Source organism: Mycoavidus sp. SF9855, from assembly GCF_024582735.1.
GTDB lineage: Bacteria > Pseudomonadota > Gammaproteobacteria > Burkholderiales > Burkholderiaceae > Mycoavidus.
The window spans coordinates 1,207,973-1,233,539 of record NZ_CP102085.1 but is presented as its reverse complement, the minus strand read 5'-3'; the positions used below and the strand labels follow the sequence as shown (position 1 = coordinate 1,233,539).

Genomic DNA, 25,567 nt, shown 5'->3' with positions numbered 1-25,567 from the left:
GCGATGAAAAGGTATGAGTGGTTTAGCTGAGTGCCTGTCTGTTGGTCCATAACAATTAAGAGAGAACCGCATTATGCTAGATGTCATCAATGGATTTGCCAATGGTTGGGTGGCAACGCCTGTGATTAGCGCATTTGCGCAGCATGGAGTTTTCGAGGCGATGTCAACGCGACCGATGACGCTCAAGAAACTGGCATCACGCTGTCGGGGCAACGTGGGACACTTACATGCAGCACTTCGGCTCTTATATGAATTAGGCTGGATAAAATGGGTTGAGCCGGACCAGTATGAGGCAGCTAAAGGCGCTGCCCTTGTCCGGCAGTTGCCGAACGATTTGGCAGATTTGATACATTTGTCGATAACGCCTGCGTTGCAGGCTGAGCAGCCCGCGCGCTTGCTGCGCTGGCTAGAGCGCTGTGGCACGGGCTGGGTTGGCGCTGATCCGGCCGTAGTCAGCGTGTTGGACGGTGCTTTGTTGGCGCCCCTGCTAGCCAAGCTGGCGACGCTAGGCAATCACGTGCTCGAACAGGCTCAGCCAAACGGAATATCAATTGCTGCGTTACAAGCCATTCAGAGCTTGTTTGTTCAACGTGGCTGGGGGCAAGTGGGGGTCGCTGGTTTTCGGTTGACACCAAGCGGCCAGGCCTTGTTGGCGAGTAGCGGGGCTTTGGGTGTGGTGGTGTCTTATGCAACGATGTTTCGTGGCATCGATGACTTACTGTTCGGCAAGGCGGAGGCGGTATTCGACGCGGATGAACATGGGCATGAATCTCATATAGACCGCACCTTGAATGTCACGGCCAGCGGCGTGCAGCATCAAAGCCACTTTGCCGAACTGGATACCCTAATTTTGCGTATCTTTGATCAATCCCCTCTGGCTAATCAACCGCGTTATGTGGCGGATATGGGATGCGGAGACGGGAGTTTATTGCGCCGGATCTACGAGCTCGTCAAAACACGATCGGCCAGGGGCCAGGCCCTGACAGAATATCCGCTTACCCTGATCGGAGCAGACTACAATGCGCTGGCGCTCGAAGCCACAGGAAAAACCTTGGCGGGTTTGCCGCATGTGCTGGTGCGGGCGGATATCGCAGACCCGCAGCAACTGATAGCTGATTTAGCTGCTGCAGGTATTACAGATCCAGAAAATATTCTGCATGTGCGTTCTTTCTTGGATCATGATCGCCCTTTCTTGCCACTTGAGGATAAGAGCGCTGCTCGGCGCCAGGAAGAGGTGAAGGGTACGGGCGTGTATGTTGCGCGTGACGGTGGTGAGATTAAGGTAGGCCATGCTGTGCAGGGGTTGGTGGAGCATCTGCGCCGCTGGCGTAAAGCCATTTCCCGCTTTGGCTTGCTTGTATTGGAGGTCCATTGCTCGCCGCCAGCCACCGTCAAGCGCCTAGGAGATCTGACGGAAAGCGCTCATTTCGATGCCTATCATGCCTTCTCTGGCCAGCAACTGGTTGAAGCCCCGCTTTTTTTAGCGGCCGCAGCAGAGGCGGGGCTTTTTCCGGAAGAGGGCATGTCACAGGCTATCCCTAAGCAGATGGACTTTACCCGTATTTCTCTACATCGTTTGGTACCCCAACCTTATACCGTCCGGCATCCGATCCGCTCTGATCTACGCCAGCTTAAGCAACTCGACCGGATCTGCCAGCCGAAAGCGCTTCATACGCCTATAGCGGAAATAAAGCGGCGGGTGTGCGATCTTGCCCAGGAGCAGTGGGTGTTGGAGTTCGGCGGACAGATTGTGGCCGCTTTATATACACAGCGCATCGAGTCTCTCGAGGCTCTGCGTGCTACCTGCTACCAGGATATGGCGCGCTTACATCGGCCCCAAGGTCGTTGTGTACAACTGTTAGGATTGTTTGTTGCGCCTGAGATGCAAGGGCGGGGGTTCAGTGATGCGCTGATCGGCTTGATCCTGGCCTATAGTGCCACGCTGGATGGGGTAGACGCTGTCGTGGGGGTCACGCGCTGCGCAAATTTTATCCGGCGCCAACAAGCATGTAGCCTCGATGACTATATCCAGTCACGCAACGAACAGGGCCAGTTGCTCGATCCGATGTTGCATTTCCACACTTCGCATGGGGCGGCACTGCGTGAAGTGCTCAGGAGATTCCGGCCGGAGGATACAGATAATGAGGGCGCTGGAATTCTCATCGAATACCCGTTACGTCCTAGAGGCGCTGCCGTTGCCGAGACTAACGTCCAGCAAGCTGTCTCTGAGCGTGCCACGCAAGTCACTGATCAGATCGAGTCAGTTGTATATAGCACGGTGATACAGGTGCTGGGCAGTCAACGGGCTGCGTTTTATGGCGCCCAAGTACCGTTGATGGAAATGGGGCTGAGTTCGCTGGAATTGCTTGAATTACGAATGCTGTTAAGCGCCCGTCTGGGAGAATCATTGCCCTCAACGTTCTTATTCAGCTATGGCACGCCCGCGGCGATTATGGGGTATTTTATGGCGCGGCCAAATGCCACCCCAGCATTGCAAACCACCGTAACTTCAACTACAGCCTCAAGCAGAACTGTGCTTGCTTCACAGGGCCACGGCCTACGGCCGGAATCGAGTCAGTCTGATGAAGCCATCGCGCTCATCGGTATGGCTTGCCGCCTGCCTGGCGGTGTCAATACGCCAGCCCAGCTGTGGGAAAAATTGCTGGCGGCGCATGATCTTGTTGGTCAACTGCCCGCCAGCCGGCAAGCGCTGTGGTGGGGCAAAAACGACTTATGCCGTTGGCAGGGAGGATTCCTGAGTGAAGTCGATCGCTTTGACGCGGGATTTTTCCGTATTTCTCCGCGCGAGGCGGAACTCTTGGATCCGCAACAACGTTTGTTATTGGAGGTGGCTTGGGAAGCACTGGAATCCGCCGCAATTGCGCCGGCAATGCTACGTGGTACGCGTAGCGGGGTCTTCGTGGGGATGATGGCAGGTGACTACGAAGGGCTGATTGCACAGCATGGGAGCGAGGCTGATCTCAACGCGCACTTTGCCACTGGCACTGCGTGTTCGGTAGCGGCAGGTCGGCTGTCGTATTTTTTCGATTGGCAGGGTCCTGCACTCAGTATCGATACCGCCTGCAGTTCATCCCTAGTGGCGGTGCATACAGCGTACCGTAGTCTGTTGAACCGAGAGTGCAACCTGGCTTTGGCTGCAGGCGTTAATTTGTTGCTTGATGAGAAGCGCTTCCTGGCGTACGAACAGGCGGGCATGCTATCGCCTCATGGGCGTTGCCGGACGTTCGATGCGTCGGCCGATGGGTATGTGCGAGGGGAGGGTTGTGCGGCGGTGATTTTAAAGCGGTTGTCAGATGCTCAAGCCGATGAGGACCCGATTCTAGCGGTGCTTCGGGGCAGTGCGATCAATCAGGATGGCAGTAGCAGTGGCTTAACCGCGCCGAACCAGTTGGCGCAGCAGGCAGTGATCGAAGCGGCGTTAGCCCAAGCGGGAGTCGCGCCGCACGAGATCGGCTACTTGGAGGCGCATGGTACTGGCACCAAGCTAGGAGATCCGATCGAGGTGATGGCCGCGGCTCAAGTCCTTGGAGCGGGACGGCCGGATGATCAGCCCCTTTTAGTTGGCTCGCTAAAGAGTTCAATTGGCCATTTAGAAGCGGCTGCCGGTATCGCAGGACTGATCAAGACTGTGCTGTCGATACAGCATGGGGTGATGCCGGCGCAGCTGCACTTTGAGACACCGAATCTTCATATTCCTTGGGCGCGCTTGCCGGTACGAGTGGTGACGCAAACCCAGCTTTGGCCGGCGGGGCGCAAACGTGCAGGGATTAGTTCATTTGGTTTTAGCGGTACTAATGCGCATGTTATCGTTGAAGAGCATATTGCGCCGCAGAGAGTACCCACGGTATTGAGTGGCTCCGTAGTAGTGGTTCTATCGGCCAGGAATGAGGAGCGGTTGCGGGACCAGGTGCAGCAGTTGCTAGTATACCTAGAGTGCCAGGATGAGGTGAACTTGGCAGACTTGGCATACACACTTCAGGTGGGACGCGAGGCGCTGGGTGTGAGATTGGCACTAGTGGTGGCTACCGTAGAGAGTCTGCAGGAACGACTATCACGCTATGCGCGAGGCGAGGTGAATCAAGAGGAGATGTATCACGGTAGAGTCAATCGTGAGCAAGACATCTTTCCAGTGTTCCGGGCTGATGAGGAGTTTCAGGAAACCCTCGGTAAGTGGATTGCCCGCGGCAAGGTGGGCAAGCTAGCACAGTTGTGGGTGCAGGGGCTAGAGGTAGAGTGGGGGCAGTTATATGGTCAGACGAAGCCGCAGCGAATCAGTCTGCCGACCTATCCCTTCGCCAAGGAGCGATATTGGGTGTCGCAGAAAGGGATGCAAGGGCAAGGTGGGCTAGAGCGTCAACTGCATCCGTTAGTACACCGAAACACGTCAAATTTGAGTGAGCAGCGCTTTAGTACGACGCTCACGGGCGAGGAGTTCTTCCTGCGCGATCACGTGGTGCAAGGCGAGCGGGTGGTGCCGGGGGCGGCCCAACTGGAGTGGGCACGCGCGGCGGTGACGCTAGCCAGCGGTGGTGAGATTGGCAAGGCAGGGCTATCGGTTCTGTTGCAGGAAGTGACGTGGCTACGCCCGCTGGTAGTGGTGCAGCCGCAGGAAGTGCAGATTGGTCTTGAGATGCAGGAAGACGGCCGTATTCGCTTCGAGATTTACAGTGGTAGTGGGGACGAGGCGGTAGTGTACAACCAGGGTTGGGCCCAGTTGAGCAAGGTGGGTGAAACGCCACAGGTGGATCTGGCCGCGCTGCGAGGGCAATGTGAGCAGACGTTGACAGGCGAAGCGTGTTATGCGCGGTTTACGCAACTGGGGTTGGGTTACGGTCCGAGCTTTCAAGTTTTACACGAATTGCGGCTAGGCAATAACGTAGCGGTGGGCGCCTTGCGCTTGACGGCAGAGGTGCCCGCCGGCTATGCGTGGTTACCGAATGTGCTAGACGGGGCACTGCAGACGAGTGTGGCGTTGACGCAAGACAAGACTGACGTGCCCCTGGCGCTGCCGTTCACCGTGGCGCAAGTGAGGCAATGGGGTGAGTTGCCAACGCTGGCGTGGGCGGTGGTGCGCCCGGGAGCGGGCGACAGCGCGGCAATCCGCAAGCTCGATGTCGACATCGTCGATGCCAGTGGGCTGGTAGCACTGCGCCTAAGCGGCTTCAGTACACGCCCCTTGCATGAGGCAGTCGATTACGCGGAGGTAGCTCCCCAGACGGTGCCAACACCGCTTGTTTTGCCGGTACCCGTCTTGGTGGGCGAGTTGACGCTAGCGCCGGTGTGGGAAGAGGTAGTGGAAGAGACAGAAGAAACGCATGAAGCCTGGCCGCTTCCTCAGCAGCAAGTGATGTTGGTGGGCGTCCCAGAACCTGCGCAGTCAGCCTGGCTGGAGCGTTACCCACAGGCGCAAAGGATTTTGTTGACAGGTACGGAGAGTATGGAAGCGTTGATTGAACGCTGCCATAGTGATTCGCCTTTGGATCATCTGGTGTGGTGGGTGCCGCCCGCCAATGCGGTGGCAACGCAACTAGGATTCAAGTTACTCAAAGCGCTACTGGCGCTGGGTTACGGCTCACGGTCGCTGGGCCTGACGGTGGTGACGCAGCAAGCGCAAGCAGTGTGGCCGAGGGAGGCAGTCGATGCCACCGCCGCTGGCGTCCACGGCTTGATGGGCTCACTGGCCAAAGAGTATGCGCACTGGCGGGTGCGGCTGCTCGATGTGCCAGCGCACGAGGATGTACCCTTAGCGTGGCTGCTAGAGCAACCAGCCGATGGCCGGGGCGATGCGCGGGCGTATCGGTATGGGCAGGGGTACTGGCAACGGCTCGCGCCGTGCACGCTGCCTGCGGCCATGGGATCAGCCTACCGCACGGGTGGGGTGTACGTAATCCTCGGCGGAGCGGGCGGTTTGGGGATGGCCTTAAGCGAGTATCTGATCCAACATTACCAGGCCCAAGTGGTTTGGCTAGGCCGGCGTGCCGAAGACGCAACCATCACGCAACAGTGCGCACGGCTTGGGGCATTGGGCCCAATGCCGCTCTACCTGCAAGCGGATGCGACCGACCAGAATGCACTGGCGCTGGCGCATGCGATGATCCGGGAGCGTTTCGGCGCAATCCACGGGGTGGTACATGCAGCGATTGTGCTAGCTGACCGCAGTTTGGCGCAGATGGATGAAGCGACCTTCGAGGCGGCATGGTCGGCCAAGGTGGCCACCACGGAATATCTGACTGAGGTGTTCGGCCAGGAGAAGCTGGATTGGCTGGTATTCTTTTCATCGATCCAGAGCTTCATGAAGCCGCCAGGGCAGAGCAACTATGCGGCGGGGTGCTGCTTTGCGGATGCGTTTGCGCAAGGGATGGGCGCTCGGCCCTACCCGGTGAAGGTAATGCACTGGGGCTATTGGGGCAGTGTGGGGATAGTGGCCTCAGCACCCTACCGCGAGCGGATGGCGCAGATGGGTATTGGTTCGATTGAGTCGCCCGAGGCGATGGCTACACTGGAGCAGTTGCTGGCCGGGCCGGTGGATCAACTGGTGTTTGTGAAGACGACACAGACTGCGGTGGCCGATGTATTGGGAATTGAGGCGCACGAGACGGTGACAGCGCTGCCCGTTGCGCCGGCTGTGGTGTTGCCGCAGGTGGAGGTGGCGCTGCCCGAGGGGGCGGCACAGGATATAACGGATCTCGAAGTGCAGCTCGCACCGTTGCTGCGGGCGCAGTTGGCTGCCCTGGGGTGGCTTACAGCGGATACGCGCCCACCCGCGTCATATACGCGTTGGCACGCACACAGTCTGCGCTGGCTGGAGGCGCGCGGGCTGCTCGCACAGACCCCAGGCGATCCAGCCGAATGTTGGGCGCAATGGGAAGTGTATTGCGCCACCGCTCAAGACAAGCCGACGCTGCGGGCCCAGGTCCAATTGGTGGATGTCACGCTGCGGGCTTTGCCCGCCGTGCTGCGCGGCGAGATTGCGGCGACCGAGGTGCTGTTCCCGCAAGGGCGGTTAGATCGGATGGAAGGCGTGTACCGCAATCATCCAGTAGCGGACTACTTCAATGCGGTGCTTACCGAGCGACTTATCGCGTATGTGCAAGCGCGCTTGCAAGCCGATCCGCAGGCCAAGCTACGCATACTCGAGATTGGTGCGGGCACCGGCGGCACCAGTACGATGATGTTTGCACAACTGGCGCCGTATGCGTCGCAGATCGTGCAATATTGTTATACGGACGTGTCGGCGGCATTTCTGCTGCATGCGCAGCAGCACTATGCACCGCAGGTGCCGTATCTGCATACGCAGAAACTAGACATCGAGCGCGCACCGATGGGGCAAGACTTCGCGTTGGGTCACTACGACGTCATAGTGGCGGCTAATGTTCTACATGCTACGCATGATATTCGCCGTACGGTGCGCCATGCCAAGACACTCCTCAAGGGCAACGGTTTGCTGTTGCTTAATGAACTGACAGACATGGGTCTGTTTGCACACTTGACGTTTGGGTTGCTGGACGGCTGGTGGTTAGCCGAGGATAGTGCGTTACGGATCGCGGGTACACCTGGGCTGACTTCGCCGATGTGGCAGCAGGTGCTGGCAGCGGAGGGCTTCGAGACCATCACCTTCCCTGCTGAGGCGGCGCACGGGCTAGGCCAGCAGATCGTGGCGGCGTTCAGCAATGGCGTAGTGCGGCAGCCACACCAAATCGAAGCGCTAATCAGTCCAAGGCGTTCCGCTGTACGGCCTGTTCAGGCCACGGTCCGCGCACCAGGCGCGAGCGAGCGGCACTTGCCGGTTACCGCAACGGTTCTGAACGCTAGCCTGAGCACGGTGGGTGAGTTGTCGTCGCGGCTAGAGTCTGCGTTGAGTGAGGTGATTTCGGCACAACTGAAGATTGCGCGAGAAGAACTGGAGCGAAATACGCCGCTCAGCGAATTTGGTTTTGACTCGATCACGTTGACAGGTTTTAGCCACGCGTTGAACCAGAAGTACGGTTTGGCTTTGAGTCCAACGATATTCTTCGAGTATTCGACGATTGCAACGCTAGCCTCTTATCTAGCGAAGGAGCATCAAGCGGTGCTAGCGTCCGCGTTTTCGGTGTCGGAGCAGATTTATCCAGATATCGGTGCCGTTCCTCCGCTCTCTACCCCTATCCCTCGGCGCCGGCGGGGAACGGTTGCAGCGGTAACGCTGAGGGATGATGCGATTAAGAACGAGTCGATCGCAGTAATCGGCATGAGTGGATGTTTCCCGCAAGCTGAGGATATCGACGCCTTGTGGGCAAATTTGCTAGCAGAGCGGGATAGCATTAGGGAGTTACCTGCCAGCCGTTGGAGCCATGCGGTGATGCCGGCGATTCGCCATGCCGGGGTGATCGAAAATATAGACGAATTTGATCCCCTCTTTTTCGGCATCTCGCCCCGTGAAGCGCAAGGGATGGATCCGCAGCAGCGGCTGCTGATGTTGTATGTGTACCGGGTGATCGAGGATGCAGGCTACTCGGTGCAGAGTCTATCGGGCAGTGCTACAGCACTGCTGGTGGCAACTGCCGGTAGCGGTTATGGACAGTTGCTGGTGCAGGCGGGCGAGACGGTGGCAGGGTACAGCGCGGCGGGACTGGCGGGGTCGATGGGCCCGAACCGGATGAGCTACTGGTTAAATTGGCATGGGCCGAGTGAACCGATCGATACGGCGTGTTCGAGTTCGCTGGTCGCGGTGCACCGGGCGCTGGAGTTGCTGCGTAGCGGGCAGTGCGCGCAGGCGGTGGTGGGCGGGGTCAATACGCTGCTGTCGATGGAGATGCACGAGAGTTTTATCCAGGCGGGCATGTTGAGCGCGGATGGACGCTGTAAGACTTTTTCAGCACAGGCGGATGGCTATGTGCGTGGGGAAGGCGTAGGTATGGTGTTCCTCAAACCGCTGTCGGCGGCTGAGCGAGATGGGGACCATATTTACGGCTTGATTAAAGGTAGTGCGACCAATCATGGCGGGCGTGCTAATTCGCTGACGGCGCCGAACCCGCGAGCGCAAGCTGATCTGATCAAGGCTGCGCTGCAACAAGCGGGCGTGGAGCCGGGGACAGTGAGCTATATCGAGGCGCATGGTACAGGCACCGCATTAGGCGATCCGATCGAGGTGCAGGGACTCAAGAGCGCGTTTGCAGAACTGTCCTTAGAACTGCCGGCGCAGAGTTGCGGCTTGGGGACCGTGAAGAGCAATATCGGTCATCTGGAACTGGCCGCAGGTGTGGTAGGCCTGATCAAGGTGCTATTACAACTGCAGCATCAGACCTTGGTTAAAAGCTTGCATTGCGAAGAACTGAATCCGCTGCTTGCTTTGAACGGTAGTCCATTCTATGTGGTGCAGAAAACGGGCGCGTGGGAAGCATTAAGAGATCAGCGAGGGCAGGTATTGCCACGCCGAGCTGGGGTGAGTTCGTTTGGTTTTGGTGGCGTCAATGCGCATGTCATCGTTGAAGAATACATTGGGCCACAGAGGGCGCCGACGGTATCAAATGGGCCCGTAGTAGTGGTGCTATCGGCCAGGAGCGAGGTGCAGTTGCGAGATCAGGTGCAGCAGTTGCTGGCGCATCTGGAGCGCCAAGCTGAGGTGAACCTGGCTGACCTGGCCTATACGTTACAGGTGGGGCGTGAGGCGCTAGGAGTGCGCTTGGCGCTGATAGTGACTGCGATTGAGCCTCTGCAGGAGCAGTTATTGCGCTACCTGCAGGGCGAGGGCGAATTGGAGGGCATGTATTACGGCAAGGTTAAACGTGAACAAGATACCTTGTCGGTGTTTCGGGCCGATGAGGAATTGCAGGAAGCGATCGGTAAATGGGTTGTCCGCGGCAAGGTAGGCAAGCTGGCTCAGTTGTGGGTGCAGGGCTTAGAGGTAGAGTGGGGGCAGTTATACGGTCAAACGAAGCCGCAGCGGGTCAGTCTACCGACCTATCCGTTTGCCAAGGAACGGTATTGGGTGCCGCAAACGGTGGTGCAAGGTGGAGCAGAACGTCAACTGCATCCACTGGTACATCGGAATACGTCATCTTTACGCCAGCAGCGCTTTAGTACCACGCTCACCGGTGAGGAATTTTTCCTGCGCGACCATGTGGTGCAAGGTAAGCGGGTGGTGCCCGGCGCCGCCCAACTAGAGTGGGCACGCGCGGCGGTGGCGTTGGCCAGCGAGGACGAGGGGGGTATAGAGGGATTATCCGTTTTGCTGCAGGAAGTGACGTGGTTACGCCCACTGGTGATAGCCCAGCCGCAAGACGTCCATATTGGTCTAGAGACGCGGGAAGATGGCCGTATTGGCTTTGAGATCTACAGCGGCAGTGGGGACGAGACGGTAGTGTACAGCCAGGGTTGGGCTCAACTAGCCGAGGTGGGTGAAGCGCCTAGGGTGGATCTGGAGGGGCTGCGAGGCCAATGTGAGCAGACGTTGGCGGCTGAGGCGTGTTATGCGCGGTTTGCGCAACTGGGGTTAAGTTACGGTCCGAGCTTTCAGATGCTAAACGAATTGCAGGTAGGCGATCACGTTGCAGTGGGCGCCTTGCGCTTGGTTGCAGAAGTGCCCGCCGGATATGCGTGGGCGCCGAATGTGTTAGACGGAGCACTGCAAGCAAGTGTGGGGTTGGCGTTAGGCCCGGCCGGTGCGACTCTGGCGTTGCCATTCACCGTGGCGCAAGTGAGGCAATGGGGCGAAATGCCAGTGCCGGCGTGGGCGGTAGTGCGCCCGAGTGGGGGCGACAGTGCAGCAATCCGTAAGCTTGATGTCGACATCGTCGATACCAGTGGGCGGGTGGCCTTGCGCCTAAGTGGCTTCAGTACACGGCCCATGCGTGAGGCCGCCGAGCAAGCGGCAGCTGTACCTCAGGTTGCCCTGTTGACGCCGCAATGGACGGTGCAAGCCACGGCACAACCCGTGGCATTACCGGCGTATGGGGCGCACAGAATTCTATTTTGCGAGGTGGGTGGGGATGATTCAAAGACAGTCACCGAACTCGCCACCGTAGTGCCTGCAGCGCAGTGTGTGCGATTGACGACAACGGGCACGCTAGCACAGCGCTATACGACCTATGCAGTGCAATTGCTGGAATGGATCCAAAAAGAGATCGCCGCCCATCCGGGCCAGACGCTGTTGCTACAACTGGTCGTGCCTAGCGAAGGCGAAGGGGCGGTGCTGCAAGGTCTGGGTGGCTTATTGCGTAGTGCGCAGCAGGAATATCCGCGGTTGGCGTGCCAGGTGGTGGCGGTAGAGGCGAAGGTATCGGTGCCAGTATTGGTACAACGATTGCGCGCTGAAGCGGTGTCGCCAACGCCGGTGGTGCGCTATGTAGAAGGGCAACGAGAGGTTTGGGGCTTGGCGTCATGGCAAGGTGAACAGACGGCGCTGCCATGGCATGACGAAGGCGTCTATCTGATTACCGGCGGTTTGGGTGGACTGGGGCAAGTGTTTGCGCGGGCCATAGCGCAGCAAGTACGTCATCCGGTACTGGTGCTGACCGGGCGCCGCGCATTGCCGCCGTCGCAGGAGCGTGTGCTGGAGGAATTACAGACGATGGGCGCGCGGGTTGCGTACTGGGCAGTGGACGTGAGCAATGCCGTGGCAGTGGCAACCTTAGTAGTGGAAATTGTGGCGCAGTACGGGCAACTGAATGGTGTGATCCATAGCGCTGGGGTGCTGCACGACGGCTTGCTGGCGCAGAAGACTGGCGAGACCGTGCGGCAGGTGCTAGCGCCGAAGGTGGCGGGCTTGGTGGCCTTGGATGAGGCGACGCGAGAGGTGGCGCTGGATTGGCTGGTGTTGTGCTCGTCGGTGGCTAGCGTGTTGGGCAATATTGGGCAGGTGGATTATGCAGCGGGTAATGGCTTCCTAGACAGCTATGCGCAGTACCGGGTGAGTTTAGTGGCACAGGGGCAACGCCAAGGCCGCACCGTATCAGTGAGTTGGCCGCTGTGGGCCGAAGGGGGCATGCAGATAGATGCGGCCGCCCAAGAGCAGTTGCGACGAGACACTGGGCTGGAGGCAATGCCGAGTGCTACCGGCGTAACGGCACTGTGTCAGGCGCTGGGGCAGCCCGTAGCGCACGTGGTTGTGGGGTATGGCGTAGTGGCTCCTGTGCTACAACGCTTGCGGGCCGCTTGCGAAACACCGACAGCAATTTTGGACGCTGATGGCCCAGCGACAGTAGCCGAGTTGCAGTCGCAAATAGAGTATGCGTTGACGGGGTTGATCTCAGCACAACTGAAGATTGCGCGTGAGGAGCTGGAGCGAGATGCGCCGCTCAGCGAATTTGGTTTTGACTCGGTCATGCTGACAGGGTTGGGCAATGCCTTGAACCAGAAGTACAGTTTGCTTCTAAGTCCAACGATATTCTTCGAGTACTCAACAATTGCAGCACTGGCGGGATATCTGGCGCGGGAACACCAAGCGGAGCTAGCGCCCAAGTTTACGGCAACGGTGACGGCGCCGACCCGTCTGCAGAGCAGCACAGTGTCTTCGCCGTTCGCTTCCGCCCGCCAGCGTCGGCGGGAACGCGTTGTTGCGGCAACGTTGAGGGGCGATGTGAGTGGGCACAATACGGTCAAGGACGAGCCGATCGCGGTGATCGGCATGAGCGGATGTTTCCCGCAAGCAGAGGATATTGATGCCTTGTGGGCAAACCTGCTAGCGGAGCGGGACAGCATCGGGGCATTGCCGGCGAGCCGCTGGGAGCGTGGGTTGGCGCCGGTGATTCGCCATGCCGGGGTGATCGAAAATATAGACGAATTTGATCCCCTCTTTTTTGGCATCTCACCCCGTGAGGCGCAAGGGATGGATCCGCAGCAGCGGCTGCTGATGCTGTACGTGTACCGGGTGATCGAGGATGCCGGCTACTCGGTGCAGAGTCTGTCGGGTAGCGCCACGGCGTTGCTGGTAGGGACCTCCGCCGGTAACGGTTATGGACAGTTGCTGACGCAAGCGGGCGAGACGGTGGCAGGGTACAGCGCGGCGGGACTGGCGGGGTCGATGGGCCCGAACCGGATGAGCTACTGGCTAAATTGGCATGGGCCGAGTGAACCAATCGATACGGCGTGTTCGAGTTCGCTGGTCGCGGTGCACCGGGCGCTGGAGTTGCTGCGTAGCGGGCAGTGCGCGCAGGCGGTGGTGGGTGGGGTCAATACACTGCTGTCGATGGAAATGCATGAGAGTTTTATCCAGGCGGGCATGTTGAGCGCGGATGGACGCTGTAAGACTTTTTCAGCACAGGCGGATGGCTATGTGCGTGGGGAAGGCGTAGGTATGGTGTTCCTCAAACCGCTGTCGGCGGCTGAGCGAGATAGTGATCATATTTACGGCTTGATTAAAGGTAGTGCGACCAATCATGGCGGGCGTGCTAATTCGCTGACGGCGCCGAACCCGCGAGCGCAAGCTGATCTGATCAAGGCTGCGCTGCAACAAGCGGGCGTGGAGCCGGGCACGGTAAGCTACATCGAGGCGCACGGCACAGGCACCGCATTAGGCGATCCGATCGAGGTACAGGGACTCAAGAGCGCGTTCGCAGAACTGGCTTCAGAACTGCCGGCGCAGAGTTGCGGTTTGGGGACCGTGAAGAGCAATATCGGGCACTTAGAATTGGCCGCAGGTGTGGTAGGCCTGATCAAGGTGCTACTACAACTGCAGCACCAGACCTTGGTTAAAAGCTTGCATTGCGAGGAACTGAATCCGCTGCTTGCTTTGCACGGTAGTCCATTCTATGTGGTGCAGAAAACGGGCGCGTGGGAAGCATTAAGAGATCAGCGAGGGCAAATATTGCCACGCCGAGCTGGGGTGAGTTCGTTTGGTTTTGGTGGCGTCAATGCGCATGTCATCGTTGAAGAATACATTGGGCCACAGAGGGCGCCGACGATATCAAATGGGCCCGTAGTAGTGGTGCTATCGGCCAAGAGCGAGGCGCAGTTGCGGGGTCAGGTGCAGCAGTTGCTGGCGCATCTGGAGCGCCAAGCTGAAGTGAATTTGACCGACCTAGCGTATACGCTGCAGGTGGGACGCGAGGCACTGGGGGTCAGGTTGGCATTGGTAACGAGATCCATCCGTGCGTTGAAGGAACAGCTATTACGCTACGTGCGCGGTGAGGCGGCTGGCGAGGGTCTCTACCAAGGCGAGCCTAAGCGCAGCCAGGAGGCGTTGGCGCTATTCCGAGACGACGAAGGAATGCAAAAAGCGATTGAAATTTGGATTGCCAAGGGCCAGGTGGGCAAGCTAGCACGGTTGTGGGTGCAGGGACTGGAGGTGGTTTGGGGGCAATTATATGGTGCAGCGAGGCCAAAGCGGATCAGCCTGCCAACTTATCCTTTTGCCAAGGAGCGGTACTGGGTGCCGGCGGCACTGCAAGGGGGGCTAGAACGCCGGCTGCATCCGCTGGTCCACCGGAACACATCGTCTTTGAGTAAGCAGCGCTTTACTACAACGCTCACCGGTGAGGAGTTTTTTCTGCGCGATCACGTGGTGCAAGATGAGCGGGCGGTGCCCGGCACCGCCCAACTAGAGTGGGCACGCGCGGCGGTGGCGTTGGCCAGCGAGGACGATGGGGGGATAGAGGGATTATCAGTTTTGCTGCAGGAAGTGACGTGGCTACGCCCATTGGTGGTAGCACAGTTGCAGGACGTGCATATTGGTCTGGAAATGCAGGAAGACGGCCGGATTGGCTTTGAGATCTACAGCGGCAGTGGAGACGAGACGGTAGTGTACAGCCAGGGTTGGGCTCAACTAGCCGAGGCGGGCGCAGCGCCGCAGATGGATCTGGCGGCGCTGCGCGGGCAATGTGAGCAAAGCTTGACGAGCGAGGCATGTTATGCCCGATTTGCGCAACTGGGGTTGAGTTACGGTCTGAGCTTCCAGGTTCTGCACGAATTGTGGATAGGAGATGATCTAGCGGTGGGCGCATTGAGGTTGTTGGGCGAGGGGCCGGTAGGATATGCGTGGGCGCCGAATGTGTTAGACGGGGCGCTGCAGGCAAGCGTGGGGATGACGCAAGGCATGACCGGTGTGACCTTGGCGTTACCGTTTGCGGTGGCGCAGGTGAGGCAATGGGGTGAATTGCCAATGCCGGCATGGGCGGTGGTGCGGCCAGGAGCAGGCGACAGCGCGGCAATCCGCAAGCTTGACGTTGACATTGTCGATGCGAATGGACAGGTGGCGCTACGCTTAAGTGGTTTTAGTACACGGACTGTGCATGATGAGGCCGCTGAGCAGGTGGCGGCTGCGCCTCAGACCGTCTTGCTGGCGCCGCAATGGACGGCGGTGCAACAAGCTATGGCACAACCAGCGGCAGTTGGCGAGTTGCCGTCGCAAATAGAGCATGCATTAACGGGGATGCTCTCAACGCAACTAAAGATTGTGCGGGAGGAACTGGAGCGAGATGTAGTGCTCAGCGAATTTGGTTTTGACTCAATCGCGCAGATAGCATTCAGCAACGCCTTGCACCAGCAATACAGCTTGGCCCTGAGTCCAACGATATTCTTCGAGTATCCTACGATTGCAGCGCTGGCCGACTATCTGGCAAGGGAACACCAAGCGGTGCTTGCGCCCGTGTTTGCGGTGACGACGACCATGCGTCCGGATGGCCGCACTGTTTCTTAGCCGTTCACGCCGCGCCCTCGGCGCATTGCAGCGACAAGTGGGTAGAAGATACACATCTTCGATAATGACCGATAGAAAAGCAACCACTTTATATCGCAGAGATAACATGTGGAGACGGAACTGGAATATGACATGAAAACCATTTTGATTACAGGTGCCACGGGCTTTGTTGGCAGTGCTCTGGCGGCAAATTTATTGACAAGGTCTGTGCAAGTTATTGCATTAGTGCGAAATGACCCGAATGGTGAGCGTACACGCACAGCGATACGCGCTGCTGCAGAGGGTTTCGGCCTTGATTTTGCTGAATCTCTAATCGAACGCAATGTGCATGTGGTTGAAAGCGATGAGCACAATCCATGCCTTAACCTAACACCACATTATTTGGCCGAAATTAGCGAGGTTTGGCATGTCGCAGCGGAAATGAGTTTTTCCATAGATAGGTTAGTGGAATCGCTAAGAACGAATGCAAGTACGACAATCGCTCTGTATCAGTGCATCGCTAAATTTGCCACGAAATGTAAGCGCTTTTACTATGTGTCTACAGCATATGTAGCAGGAATCTCGGGTGGCAAAGCCTTGGAGACCCTTAACTTTGCTAGCGACTGTATTAATCCTTATCAACTCAGCAAGCGGTGCGCAGAACAGTCTTTAGCATTGTTATCTGCTAATGGTGTTTTACCAGTAACGATTTTTCGCCCGACAGTGATTGTCGGCCATGAAAAGACTGGATGGGTTAAGAGTGATTTTGGCTTCTATATGTTTGTCAAAATTATAAAGACTCTACAGGAGGCTGGTGTGCAAACCATCAGGCTCCCATTGAATTATTCAGCGCGGCTCGATTTTATCCCAGTGAACCGGCTGGTTGATCAGGCGATCGCGTTATCGGAGCGGCAAGGCGTATCGCGTATATTCGAGATCTTTCATTGTTCCAATGGGCTAGGTAAAAGTACCGCTGAGATAGTTTCCTTTATAGGTCGTTTTTTCGGTGTCATGGTTTCTTATGGCTCACCAGAAACCATCTTGGAACAGCAAGTGGCCAAGGCCTTTGAAAATATAGCCCCCCATTTAGAAATAGAGTGGCAGTTTGACCGCTCATGCTTGGACCAGGCGCTAGATCACGCATATGAGTGCTCCCCAGTGGGAGACTTGATCATGGAGCGACTTTTGCATGGGTATACCCAGTCGCAACGGGTCGCGTAGGATCAGCACACCACTCACTCCACGAACCAGCGTAAAGCGCAGCCCCATGCAAACCGGCAATTTCCATGGCTAACGCATTTAAGCATGCAGAAACGCCTGATCCGCATTGTAAGATAACCCGTTGTGCTGGCTTTTTATCCAACAGCGAATTGAATTCGTCGCGTAAAACGTGCGCTGGTTTAAAGTGGCCATCTGCCGTCAGATTATCTTTATAAAATCGATTGATGGCCCCTGGAATATGCCCGCCAACGGCATCAAGCGTTTCATTCTGACCGCGGTAACGAGCGGCGGAACGCGCATCGATGAGGGTATATTCATGCGTACTCAGATTACGCATCACGGTGGTGACATCGGTAGTGACTGCAAGCGGTGCCGTAGGTTCAAAGTCACCTGATCGTGCTATGGGCCGTGTACTAGAAAGTGGCAGATTCGCTTTTTGCCATGCTTGCAAACCGCCATCAAGCACCGCAACGGCTTCATGACCCAGCCAACGTAATAGCCACCATAAGCGTGCCGCAAAGATCCCACCCTGCGCATCATAAGCAATTACTTGATGGTTATTGTGTAGGCCGCAAGCGGCTAGCTGTTGGGCAAGCGTTGTGCGTTCGGGCAGTGGGTGACGGCCATTTTGCCCCGTACAAGGTCCAGACAGCTCGTTGGCAAGATGTACATAGTGCGCGCCGGGCAGGTGATCGGCCTCATAAGCAAGCTTGCCGGCATTTTCGTCGGTCAGATCGAAACGACAATCAAAAATAGTCATGGTTTCGGATCCGCTGGCGATCAATGCGGCAAGATTGGTGGCACTGATTAACGTTGTATAGCGATGAATAGACATAGAGAATGCTCCCTCACGCAGCTAAATTCTCCTCTATATTACATAATTTGCGCCGCAAGAACTGATGAAAATGCCGCATACCATCTTCTAACGGGCTCTGATACGGGCCGACCTGAGACATACCGCGCTCCAGCAAGGCTTCACGCCCTGCATCCATGCGTCTGGCGATCTCATCATCTTCGGCGACGGTTTCCATATACGCTGCGCGTTCGGCCGCAATTAATTCGGGCTCAAACAGGGCGATTTCTTCTGGGTAATAGAATTCAATGATATTGGTTGTACGACGAGGGCCGCGCGGTATCAGCGTTGAGACCACCAGCGCATAGGGATACCATTCAATCATCAAATTCGGGTAGTACATCATCCAAATTGCGCCATGCTTTGGTGCTTGGCCTGCGCCAAAACGTAGCAGGGCGTTTTGCCATTTGCGATAGGCTGGGCTGCCAGCTTGCGCCAGCGCTTGATGCACGCCGACTGTTTGCACGTTATACCAATCGCCGAATTGCCATTCTAACTGGTCGCAGGAGACAAAGTGGCTCAAGCCAGGATGAAACGGCGCCACATGGTAATCTTCTAGGTAAACTTCGACGAAGGTTTTCCAATTGTAATTGCATTCGTGGACTTCAACATGATCGAAGCGATACTCCGAAAAATCGAAGTAGGCATTGGAGAGCGTGGCCAAATCATGCTGTGGATCACGTCCATTAGCATCAAATAACAAGCCACGCCAGTTATGCAGAGGGGTGCGGTCAAGATTTAGGCAGGGATTTTCAGCAAAGTGTGGCGCGCCCAGGAGCTCGCCATTTAACGCGTAAGTCCAACGATGGAGCGGGCATACGATGTTTTCTGTTTGGCCTTGGCCCTCTAACAAGATGGCTTGGCGATGACGACACACATTCGATAAAAGCTCGACGGTCCGGTTTTTTTGGCGCACCAGCACGCGCGCATCGCGTTCGTTTGGCAGCGAAAAGTAATCGCCAATCTCAGGCACCATTAATTCGTGGCCCATATAGCGCGGGCCGCATTTAAACAGCGTTTGCAGTTCGTGCTGGTAGAACTTCTCGTCAAAATAAGCGCCAACAGGGGGTTGCCCATCAGATGATTGGAGCCAGGTGCAGCTTAAATCAGACATCTACTTTTCGATTAAAAGCCAGCGATTATACCTCTCTCTTAATCGAATGATGCTCAGCCATGCGGAAATAATAATGCGCTCTTCGTCACCCGGTCCATTGACTAAAGATAAGCAGCGCGACGACCACCGTCAAGGCGCCCCCAATGCGGGTCGCAAGCTGTGCAAAAGGCATGAGTTGCATACGGTGGGCCGAAGTCAAAATCGCCATATCTCCGACGCTACCCATGCCGCTATGACAGGCATTCACGATCGCGCTTTCAATTGGATGCAAACCCGCCCAGCGTCCAACGAAAAAGCCAACGGTGGTTAAGGTGACGACCGTAGCGAAGATCGTAACAAAATGCGCCGGTGTTAGGGCGGTTAAAAACACATCCCAAGGCGTGAGAATCAAACCAATCCCAAACAAAATTGGATAGGCTGAGGATACCGCAAAAAAACGATACATGGCATGCGCGCCCTGTTCAAATTCAGGTGAGACAATACGCGCTAATTTAATAATGACCGTGAGTAATAGCATGCCTAGCGGGGCGGGCAAGCCGGTGAATTGATAGATCACAACGCCGGCCAAATACAAGCTGAGGGCAATCATCCCCGCCGCCGCGAGTTTTTCGATCGTAAAGGAAAACGGATTTTTCTCGTCAGATGATTCGGTAATAGGGAGGGTGAGTAAATGGCCATTTCCGCTATACTGGGGATAGCGTTTGCCGAGTTGATGAAGGATTGACGCGCAGACAATTGCGGTTAGATTGCCGAGTACAACGGGCGGCACGATCTGCGCCAGCAACTCGGGTTGTGAGACCTGTAAGATCGCCGCATACCCTAGCGTCAATGGAATGCCGCCTTCACCGAGGCCGCCGGCCATGATGGGCATAACCAGATAAAAAAAGGCATGGTGTGCGTTCAGCCCAAGCGCCATACCCGTTAGGGTGCCCACGATAGCGGCGGCAATTGAGCCGGCGGCCAGTGGGATAAAGAGCTTAGCAAAACCTTTAATCAACAGGCGCCGGTCCATGCTCAGAATACCGCCGACAATAACGGCCGCGGTAAACAAATAGAGAATATTGGTCGCATACCAGAACTCGGTAATGGACTGCACTAATTTGCTTGGCAGGAGCGAGTAATGCACCAGGCATGACGGCAGCAAAGTGGTGACGATGACCGCCCCGCCAATTTTCCGCAAGCCTGGTATGCGCGCGCCTAATTCAGCACAGCTAAAACCCAGCACCGCCAGCAGCGCAAAGATGAGCGAGATTTCGCTGGAGAATGCGTCGATGGCGAAGAGAATACCCAAGACAGCAAAAAGCACGCAATAAATCGGTAGCGGGATGATGCCGACGCCAGTATCCATTAATTGCCACCAGCGGTTTACAGGAGCCAATGTCGATGGTGTTTGCCTGGATCTATGTGAGGCGGGGACTAAAAGTGTCGTATACAGCCCTAGAGCCTCGAGAGCCCCGCTCGATGACGGAGAGCTTAGATCGAGTAAATCACTTTTGTTTATGCTGTGATGCAATTTTCTTATCCTTTTGCCTATCAATAGGAATTAAGTGTAGCCCTGGTCGATATAGCCGCCAAGCATCTGGCCAGAGCAAATTCAATGGCCATTAATTGTTTAATGGCCTCCAGATTTTTTCAATTGCATCCAAACCTTATTGCGTAAAGCTAATGCTTTAGGCGAGCAAAGCTTGAATGGTTTAATTCGGCTTTGAAACTCTTCCGGGATACGAAATGCGGGATCATCGGTTAATTTAGTATCCATATATCTCTCTGCACCAATAATCGCATTATCGTATTTATATTTATTGGAAACTTCAGCAATGTTTTCTGGTAGTAGCATCCAATTAACAAATCGATAGGCTTCATTCACATTTTTAGCCTTAGCGGGTACTACAAAATTGTCCATTGACAGAGCCACCCCTTCTTTGGGGTAGGCGAATACTGCGCTGGCTAGCTTAGGCCTAACTCGAACGGCTGCGCCATTCCAGATTTGTTGAATAATCACTTCCTTGCTTAACATGCGCTCAATGGGTCCATCGTTACTGTACGTCAACACATAGGGCTTTTGTTTTTGCAAAACTTCAAGCACGCGTTTTGCATCCTCACGACTTTCGGAACACTCATCCTGTCCAATGTACCAAGAGGCAGCCTTATACAGATCATCTCGCTCATCCAAGTTGGCAATTTTGCCATGTAACATTTTATCTGGTCTGAAAAAAGATGCCCAACTCTCTTCTAGCTTGCCACCAGGAACGCGCGCTGAGTCATAAACAAAGCTGGTCAAAACCAGGGTATAAGGTAGTGCAAAATCGCGGTTTGGATCGAATGATGGCGAGCGGTATTCAGGTTTAACATTCTCGAGGTTGGGTAGTCTGCTTTTATCTAACTTCATTAGCAAACCATCTCGCTTAAGAATGGAGACATAAATGTCCGCCACTATGACGACATCATACCACCCCCCCGATTTTAGTTTGGTGGTTAACGTAGCGTCACTGTCATAGCTATCTAGTACCGCTTTGATTCCTGTCTCCCGCTCAAATTTTTTGAGCAGTTCAGGGGGGTAATAATCTGGCCAGCTAGCAATTTGCAGCGTGCCGGCCACGGCGACTTGATTGCCGATGCCATGTAAGCCAAAGAGTAAGCTGGCCAGCAAGCAGTGTTTAAGTATTTTCATAGTTTAGATGAATGCAAAGTCACGCATACTTGCCCCAATCAATGCGGGTCTAGCATTCAGAACAGATAGACGGATAAGACTATTCATATAGTTTGCCTTTGCTGATAAGCATCGTGATCGGGTGCTGTTCTGATTGAGGTGACTGAAGTATCTGACCTAGGTGACCTTAGCTCTTCATCTTTAATTTAACCCAAACCTTGTTGCGCAAAGCCAATCCTTTAGGTGAACAAAGCTTAAACGGCCTAATGCGGTCACGAAATTTTGCCGGAGGCGTAAATGCCGGATCATTGGCTAAGTCAGGGTCGATGAATTTATCAGCTCCTATGATGGCATTGCTATATCTGTATTTATTAGAAACTTGAGCGATGTTTTCTGGCTGTAGCATCCAATTAATAAATTGATGCGCTGCATCCATATTTTTGGCTTTGTCTGGTATCGCAAAATTATCCCGCGAAAGAATCACGCCTTCTTTGGGATAAACAAATACAGTAGTCGGTAGTTTCGACCGCACTCGGACCGCAACGCCATTCCATATTTGCTGCATAATGACTTCTTGATTCGCCATCCGAGCCGTTGTCCCATCATTGCTATAAGTCATCACGTAGGGTTTCTGTTCGCGTAGTAATGTAAGCACCTTCTCGGCATCTTTCGCGTTCTCGGTGCATTCGTCTAGGCCAAGATACCAAGCGGCAGCAATATACAGATCATCTCGTTCATCTAAATTAGCAATTTTTCCCCATAAGGCTTTATCTGGATGAAAAAAAGCGCCCCAGCTATCTTCCAGCTTACCGCCAGGAACGCGGCTAGAATCATAGGCGAAGCTAGTCAAAATCGCGGTATAGGGCATCGTGTATTCCCGCTTTGGGTCAAACGATGGAGCGCGGTATTCGGCCTGGACATTTTTGAAGTTCGGCAGTTTTGTCTTGTCTAACTTCCCAATTGACCCGCTGTTAACTAGGGTAGGTACATACGCTTCATTGACGATGATAACATCGTATACTTTGCCCCCGGCATTCAATTTAGCCGCCAAAGTCCCATCGCTATCATAGGTGCTGAAGGTGGTTTTTATGCCTGTTTCTTGCTCGAATTTTTGCAAGAGTTCGGGTGGATAATAATTTTGTGCGCTAGCAAAATGGAGTTTACGGGCTGAATTTTTAACCTTAGCTTCTGCTGCGTTCGTCACACTATATAAGCCGAGCAAGAGACTTACAATTGACCATTTTAGTATCTTCATGATTTCAAAATCTCCCGAAAAAAATTTCACTTTTGAGTTTGCCGCCCAATAAAATACGACAGGGTCACAAACAGTACCGAGATCCCTAAAATAAGGGTTGAAACCGCATTAATTTTAGGTGAGATGCCACGCCTGATCGCCCCGAAAATGTAAACTGGTAAAGTTGTCGCGCCGGGGCCCGCAACAAAATAAGTAATAATAAAGTCATCCATTGACGTAATGAAGGCGAGTAGGGCACCTGCTGCTACGCCGGGCAACAATTGCGGCCAGGTAATCCGCCAAAAAGCCTGCCAGGGATTAGCGTAAAGGTCTCCTGCCGCTTCGATCAAATTAGCATCAATTCTGGATAAACGTGCGTGAATAGGCAAATAAGCAAACGGGATACAAAAAACGATATGGGCGATAAGAATGGTTGTCAGACTGAGCTCTAAGCCAGCAAAAGAAAAAAACATCAGGGTTGCGACGGCAATTACGATACCTGGCACCAGCAAAGGTAAACCAATCAAGGCGACGATCGCTGATTTGCCGATAAAATTACGTCCCCGCAAGGCAAGGGCGGCAAGCGTGGCGGCTAACGTTGAACACAACATCGCGATTAATGCCACCATAAATGAATTTTGGGCTGCGCGGATGAGGTAAGGGTCTCGCCAAATTTCGGCATATCCGTTGAAACCAAAACCTTGCCAAATGGTTGCCAGATCGCCTTGATTGAAACTCAATAGGACGATGACGATGATTGGGATATATAAAAATAAAAAGACAAAAACAGCGATTGTCTGAATGCCAGGGAAAGAATGCCATTTAGACGTATTCATGCGTTTGCCCTCGGGTTTTAGTTTTTATAAAGCGCACTTTACGCACGAGCATGCCTAATAGAACGAGTCCCAATAAAACGAAGCTCAGGGCTGCACCCAACGGCCAATTGTGTGCATTAGTAAACTGCAAGTGAATCAAATTACCAATCATCAAAAATTTGCTCCCGCCTAACAGGTTAGGGATGATGTACATGCCTAAGGCAGGGACAAAAACGAGTGTACAGCCCGAGATAATGCCCGGTAGAGCTAACGGTATAATGATGCGCCGCAACACGTGCCAACTATTTGCGCCTAAATCGCGCGCAGCATCAACTAAACGCCAGTCTAGTCTTTCCAAGCTCGCATAGATTGGCAAAATCATGAAGGGTAAAAAGGCATAGAGCAAGCCAATTGCGGTGGCTGTGTCGGTGTACATTAAGCCAAGCGGGCCAGTGGTGAGATTCAGCCGATGTAATACCTGCTCAATATTACCGCCATCGCGCAGCAATACAATCCAGGCGTAGATGCGGACCAGTAAATTTGTCCAAAATGGAATACTGACTAGAATCAACAGGGTATTGCGCCGCTGTATAGGTTGTAAGGCAATGAACAGGGCGGTGGGAAAGCCTAAAATGAGGCAGCCTAATGTGGTCAGGGTAGCGAGTTCGAATGAACGTAAAAAAATCAGCAAGTACCCTGAGTTAAAGACTAATTGGTCATCAAAATTTCGTTCAAATAGGAATTGACCATAGGCTGCTGCGGAGAATTTTCCCCATGATACGCCGCCATAATCTGCCGCGCCTGATAATGAGGCAACGGCCATAATCGTCATCGGCAATACCATGCCACCAAATAGCAGCAGAAGTACTGGACTCAGTAACAATAGCCGTCGTCGATATTGATTTAAATTAGCCCAAAGATTCATGGCATAAGTACCCGGAAAGCATGTCGCGGAATTTGCACATAGACTTTTTCACCGATCACAAACGGTGCGTGTCCCTCTGCTATATTTTGCGACCTTACTCGAATTAACGGTTGCCCTTCACATTCTACGTAATAGACTGTACTTGTGCCAAAATAAAGAATTTCTTTGAGACGGCCAGAAAACAGACCGGATTGTTGATTTAAGGTGGCGTGCTCGGGACGAAAGGCGAGCGTAACAAATCCGTCTTGATTGGTTTGAACCGGCAGCGAATGGCCACCTGCCAGGGTAACGTGACCTTGGCCGGCTACGCCATCCAGAAAATTGATATCGCCGATAAATTCGGCAACGCAGCGATTGACAGGGCGGTTATAGATTTCTGCTGGAGTGCCGATTTGCTGGATTTGCCCATCTACCATCACCCCGATACGATCCGACATGGAGAGCGCTTCGTCCTGGTTATGGGTCACAAACAGAAAAGTAATGCCAGTTTCATGCTGTAGACGTTTAAGTTCTCTTTGCATTTCTTTGCGCAGTTTTAAATCAAGCGCAGACAGAGGCTCATCAAGCAGTAATAACTCTGGACGCGCGGCAAGGGCTCTGGCAAGCGCCGCGCGCTGCTGCTGGCCGCCGGACAACTCTCGAGGGTAGTGGTGCGCTTCACTTTTTAGTTTAACTAATGACAACATATCGCTAACTGTTGTCTTAATTGCCGTGGCAGAGAACTTTTTCATTTCCAGACCGAAGGCTACGTTTTGGGCAACGGTCAAGTGTGGAAACAAGGCGTAATTTTGAAAAACCGTGTTGACTGGGCGTTGAAACGGAGGTTTTTCAGTCAAAGACTGGCTGCCAAGCAAAATTTGGCCAGAAATTTGTTGCTGGAAACCTGCAATCAGACGCAACAGGGTCGTTTTGCCGCAACCAGACGGGCCCAGTAAAGTAAAAAACTCGTTCTTATATATTTTTAATGAAATGTTATCGAGTAACGTGCTACCCATTTGTCCAAAATAAGAAAAACTTAATTCATTAATGGTAAGACAAACGGGTTGGGTAGCAAGCAAGCTGCCCTCTTCTTTCTTGATAGAAGCTATTTCGGATGTTTTTGTCAATTTAATCTGTGTGACCTGTCTCATATGATGTAATAA

10 protein-coding genes are annotated in these 25,567 nt (G+C 54.4%); 2 read left to right on the top strand and 8 right to left on the bottom strand.

Annotation, left to right across the window (positions count from 1 at the left end):
- The first annotated feature begins 73 nt into the window (after positions 1-73).
- Both NQD60_RS04660 and NQD60_RS04655 read left to right on the top strand, forming a co-directional pair.
- Positions 74-15,634, top strand: a complete 15,561-nt coding sequence (locus NQD60_RS04660) for an SDR family NAD(P)-dependent oxidoreductase (protein ID WP_257099836.1) — start codon at positions 74-76, stop codon at positions 15,632-15,634.
- A gap of 132 nt (positions 15,635-15,766) precedes the next feature.
- A complete protein-coding gene (locus NQD60_RS04655; protein WP_257099835.1) occupies positions 15,767-16,834 on the top strand; it encodes an SDR family oxidoreductase in 1,068 nt (355 codons plus the stop codon).
- Here NQD60_RS04655 and NQD60_RS04650 read toward each other — a convergent pair.
- From NQD60_RS04650 to NQD60_RS04615, 8 genes are all read right to left on the bottom strand, one after another.
- Positions 16,785-17,669, bottom strand: coding sequence for a sulfurtransferase (locus tag NQD60_RS04650; RefSeq protein ID WP_257099834.1), 885 nt, complete (start codon positions 17,667-17,669; stop codon positions 16,785-16,787). The genes NQD60_RS04655 and NQD60_RS04650 overlap by 50 nt on opposite strands.
- Before the next feature lie 13 nt (positions 17,670-17,682).
- On the bottom strand, positions 17,683-18,801 hold the full coding sequence (locus NQD60_RS04645) for an aromatic ring-hydroxylating dioxygenase subunit alpha (protein WP_257099833.1): 1,119 nt from the start codon (positions 18,799-18,801) through the stop codon (positions 17,683-17,685).
- Positions 18,802-18,886: 85 nt separating this feature from the next.
- Positions 18,887-20,179, bottom strand: coding sequence for a 2-hydroxycarboxylate transporter family protein (locus NQD60_RS04640; RefSeq protein WP_257099832.1), 1,293 nt, complete (start codon positions 20,177-20,179; stop codon positions 18,887-18,889).
- 234 nt (positions 20,180-20,413) lie between these two features.
- Positions 20,414-21,472: an extracellular solute-binding protein gene (locus NQD60_RS04635; protein WP_257099831.1), complete on the bottom strand. Its 1,059-nt coding sequence runs from the start codon at positions 21,470-21,472 to the stop codon at positions 20,414-20,416.
- 166 nt (positions 21,473-21,638) lie between these two features.
- Positions 21,639-22,706, bottom strand: a complete 1,068-nt coding sequence (locus tag NQD60_RS04630) for an extracellular solute-binding protein (protein ID WP_223691109.1) — start codon at positions 22,704-22,706, stop codon at positions 21,639-21,641.
- A gap of 26 nt (positions 22,707-22,732) precedes the next feature.
- The gene (locus NQD60_RS04625) at positions 22,733-23,521 is read right to left on the bottom strand and encodes an ABC transporter permease (RefSeq protein WP_257099830.1); all 789 of its coding nucleotides are present in this window, start codon (positions 23,519-23,521) and stop codon (positions 22,733-22,735) included.
- Complete coding sequence (locus NQD60_RS04620) at positions 23,508-24,425, bottom strand: ABC transporter permease (RefSeq protein WP_223691107.1); 918 nt, start codon at positions 24,423-24,425, stop codon at positions 23,508-23,510. The genes NQD60_RS04625 and NQD60_RS04620 overlap by 14 nt, the downstream gene beginning before the upstream one ends.
- Entirely contained in the window at positions 24,422-25,531 is a 1,110-nt protein-coding gene (locus tag NQD60_RS04615; protein WP_257099829.1) for an ABC transporter ATP-binding protein, read from the bottom strand. Before NQD60_RS04615 ends, NQD60_RS04620 begins: the two co-directional genes overlap by 4 nt.
- Between the last annotated feature and the right edge of the window lie 36 nt (positions 25,532-25,567).

Excerpts from the sequence above, each read along its gene's own strand:
- NQD60_RS04660 (WP_257099836.1), top strand. The coding sequence starts at position 74 with ATGCTAGATGTCATCAATGGATTTGCCAATGGTTGGGTGGCAACGCCT.
- NQD60_RS04655 (WP_257099835.1), top strand. The coding sequence starts at position 15,767 with ATGAAAACCATTTTGATTACAGGTGCCACGGGCTTTGTTGGCAGTGCT.
- NQD60_RS04650 (WP_257099834.1), bottom strand. The coding sequence starts at position 17,669 with ATGTCTATTCATCGCTATACAACGTTAATCAGTGCCACCAATCTTGCC.
- NQD60_RS04645 (WP_257099833.1), bottom strand. The coding sequence starts at position 18,801 with ATGTCTGATTTAAGCTGCACCTGGCTCCAATCATCTGATGGGCAACCC.
- NQD60_RS04635 (WP_257099831.1), bottom strand. The coding sequence starts at position 21,472 with ATGAAAATACTTAAACACTGCTTGCTGGCCAGCTTACTCTTTGGCTTA.
- NQD60_RS04630 (WP_223691109.1), bottom strand. The coding sequence starts at position 22,706 with ATGAAGATACTAAAATGGTCAATTGTAAGTCTCTTGCTCGGCTTATAT.
- NQD60_RS04625 (WP_257099830.1), bottom strand. The coding sequence starts at position 23,521 with ATGAATACGTCTAAATGGCATTCTTTCCCTGGCATTCAGACAATCGCT.
- NQD60_RS04620 (WP_223691107.1), bottom strand. The coding sequence starts at position 24,425 with ATGAATCTTTGGGCTAATTTAAATCAATATCGACGACGGCTATTGTTA.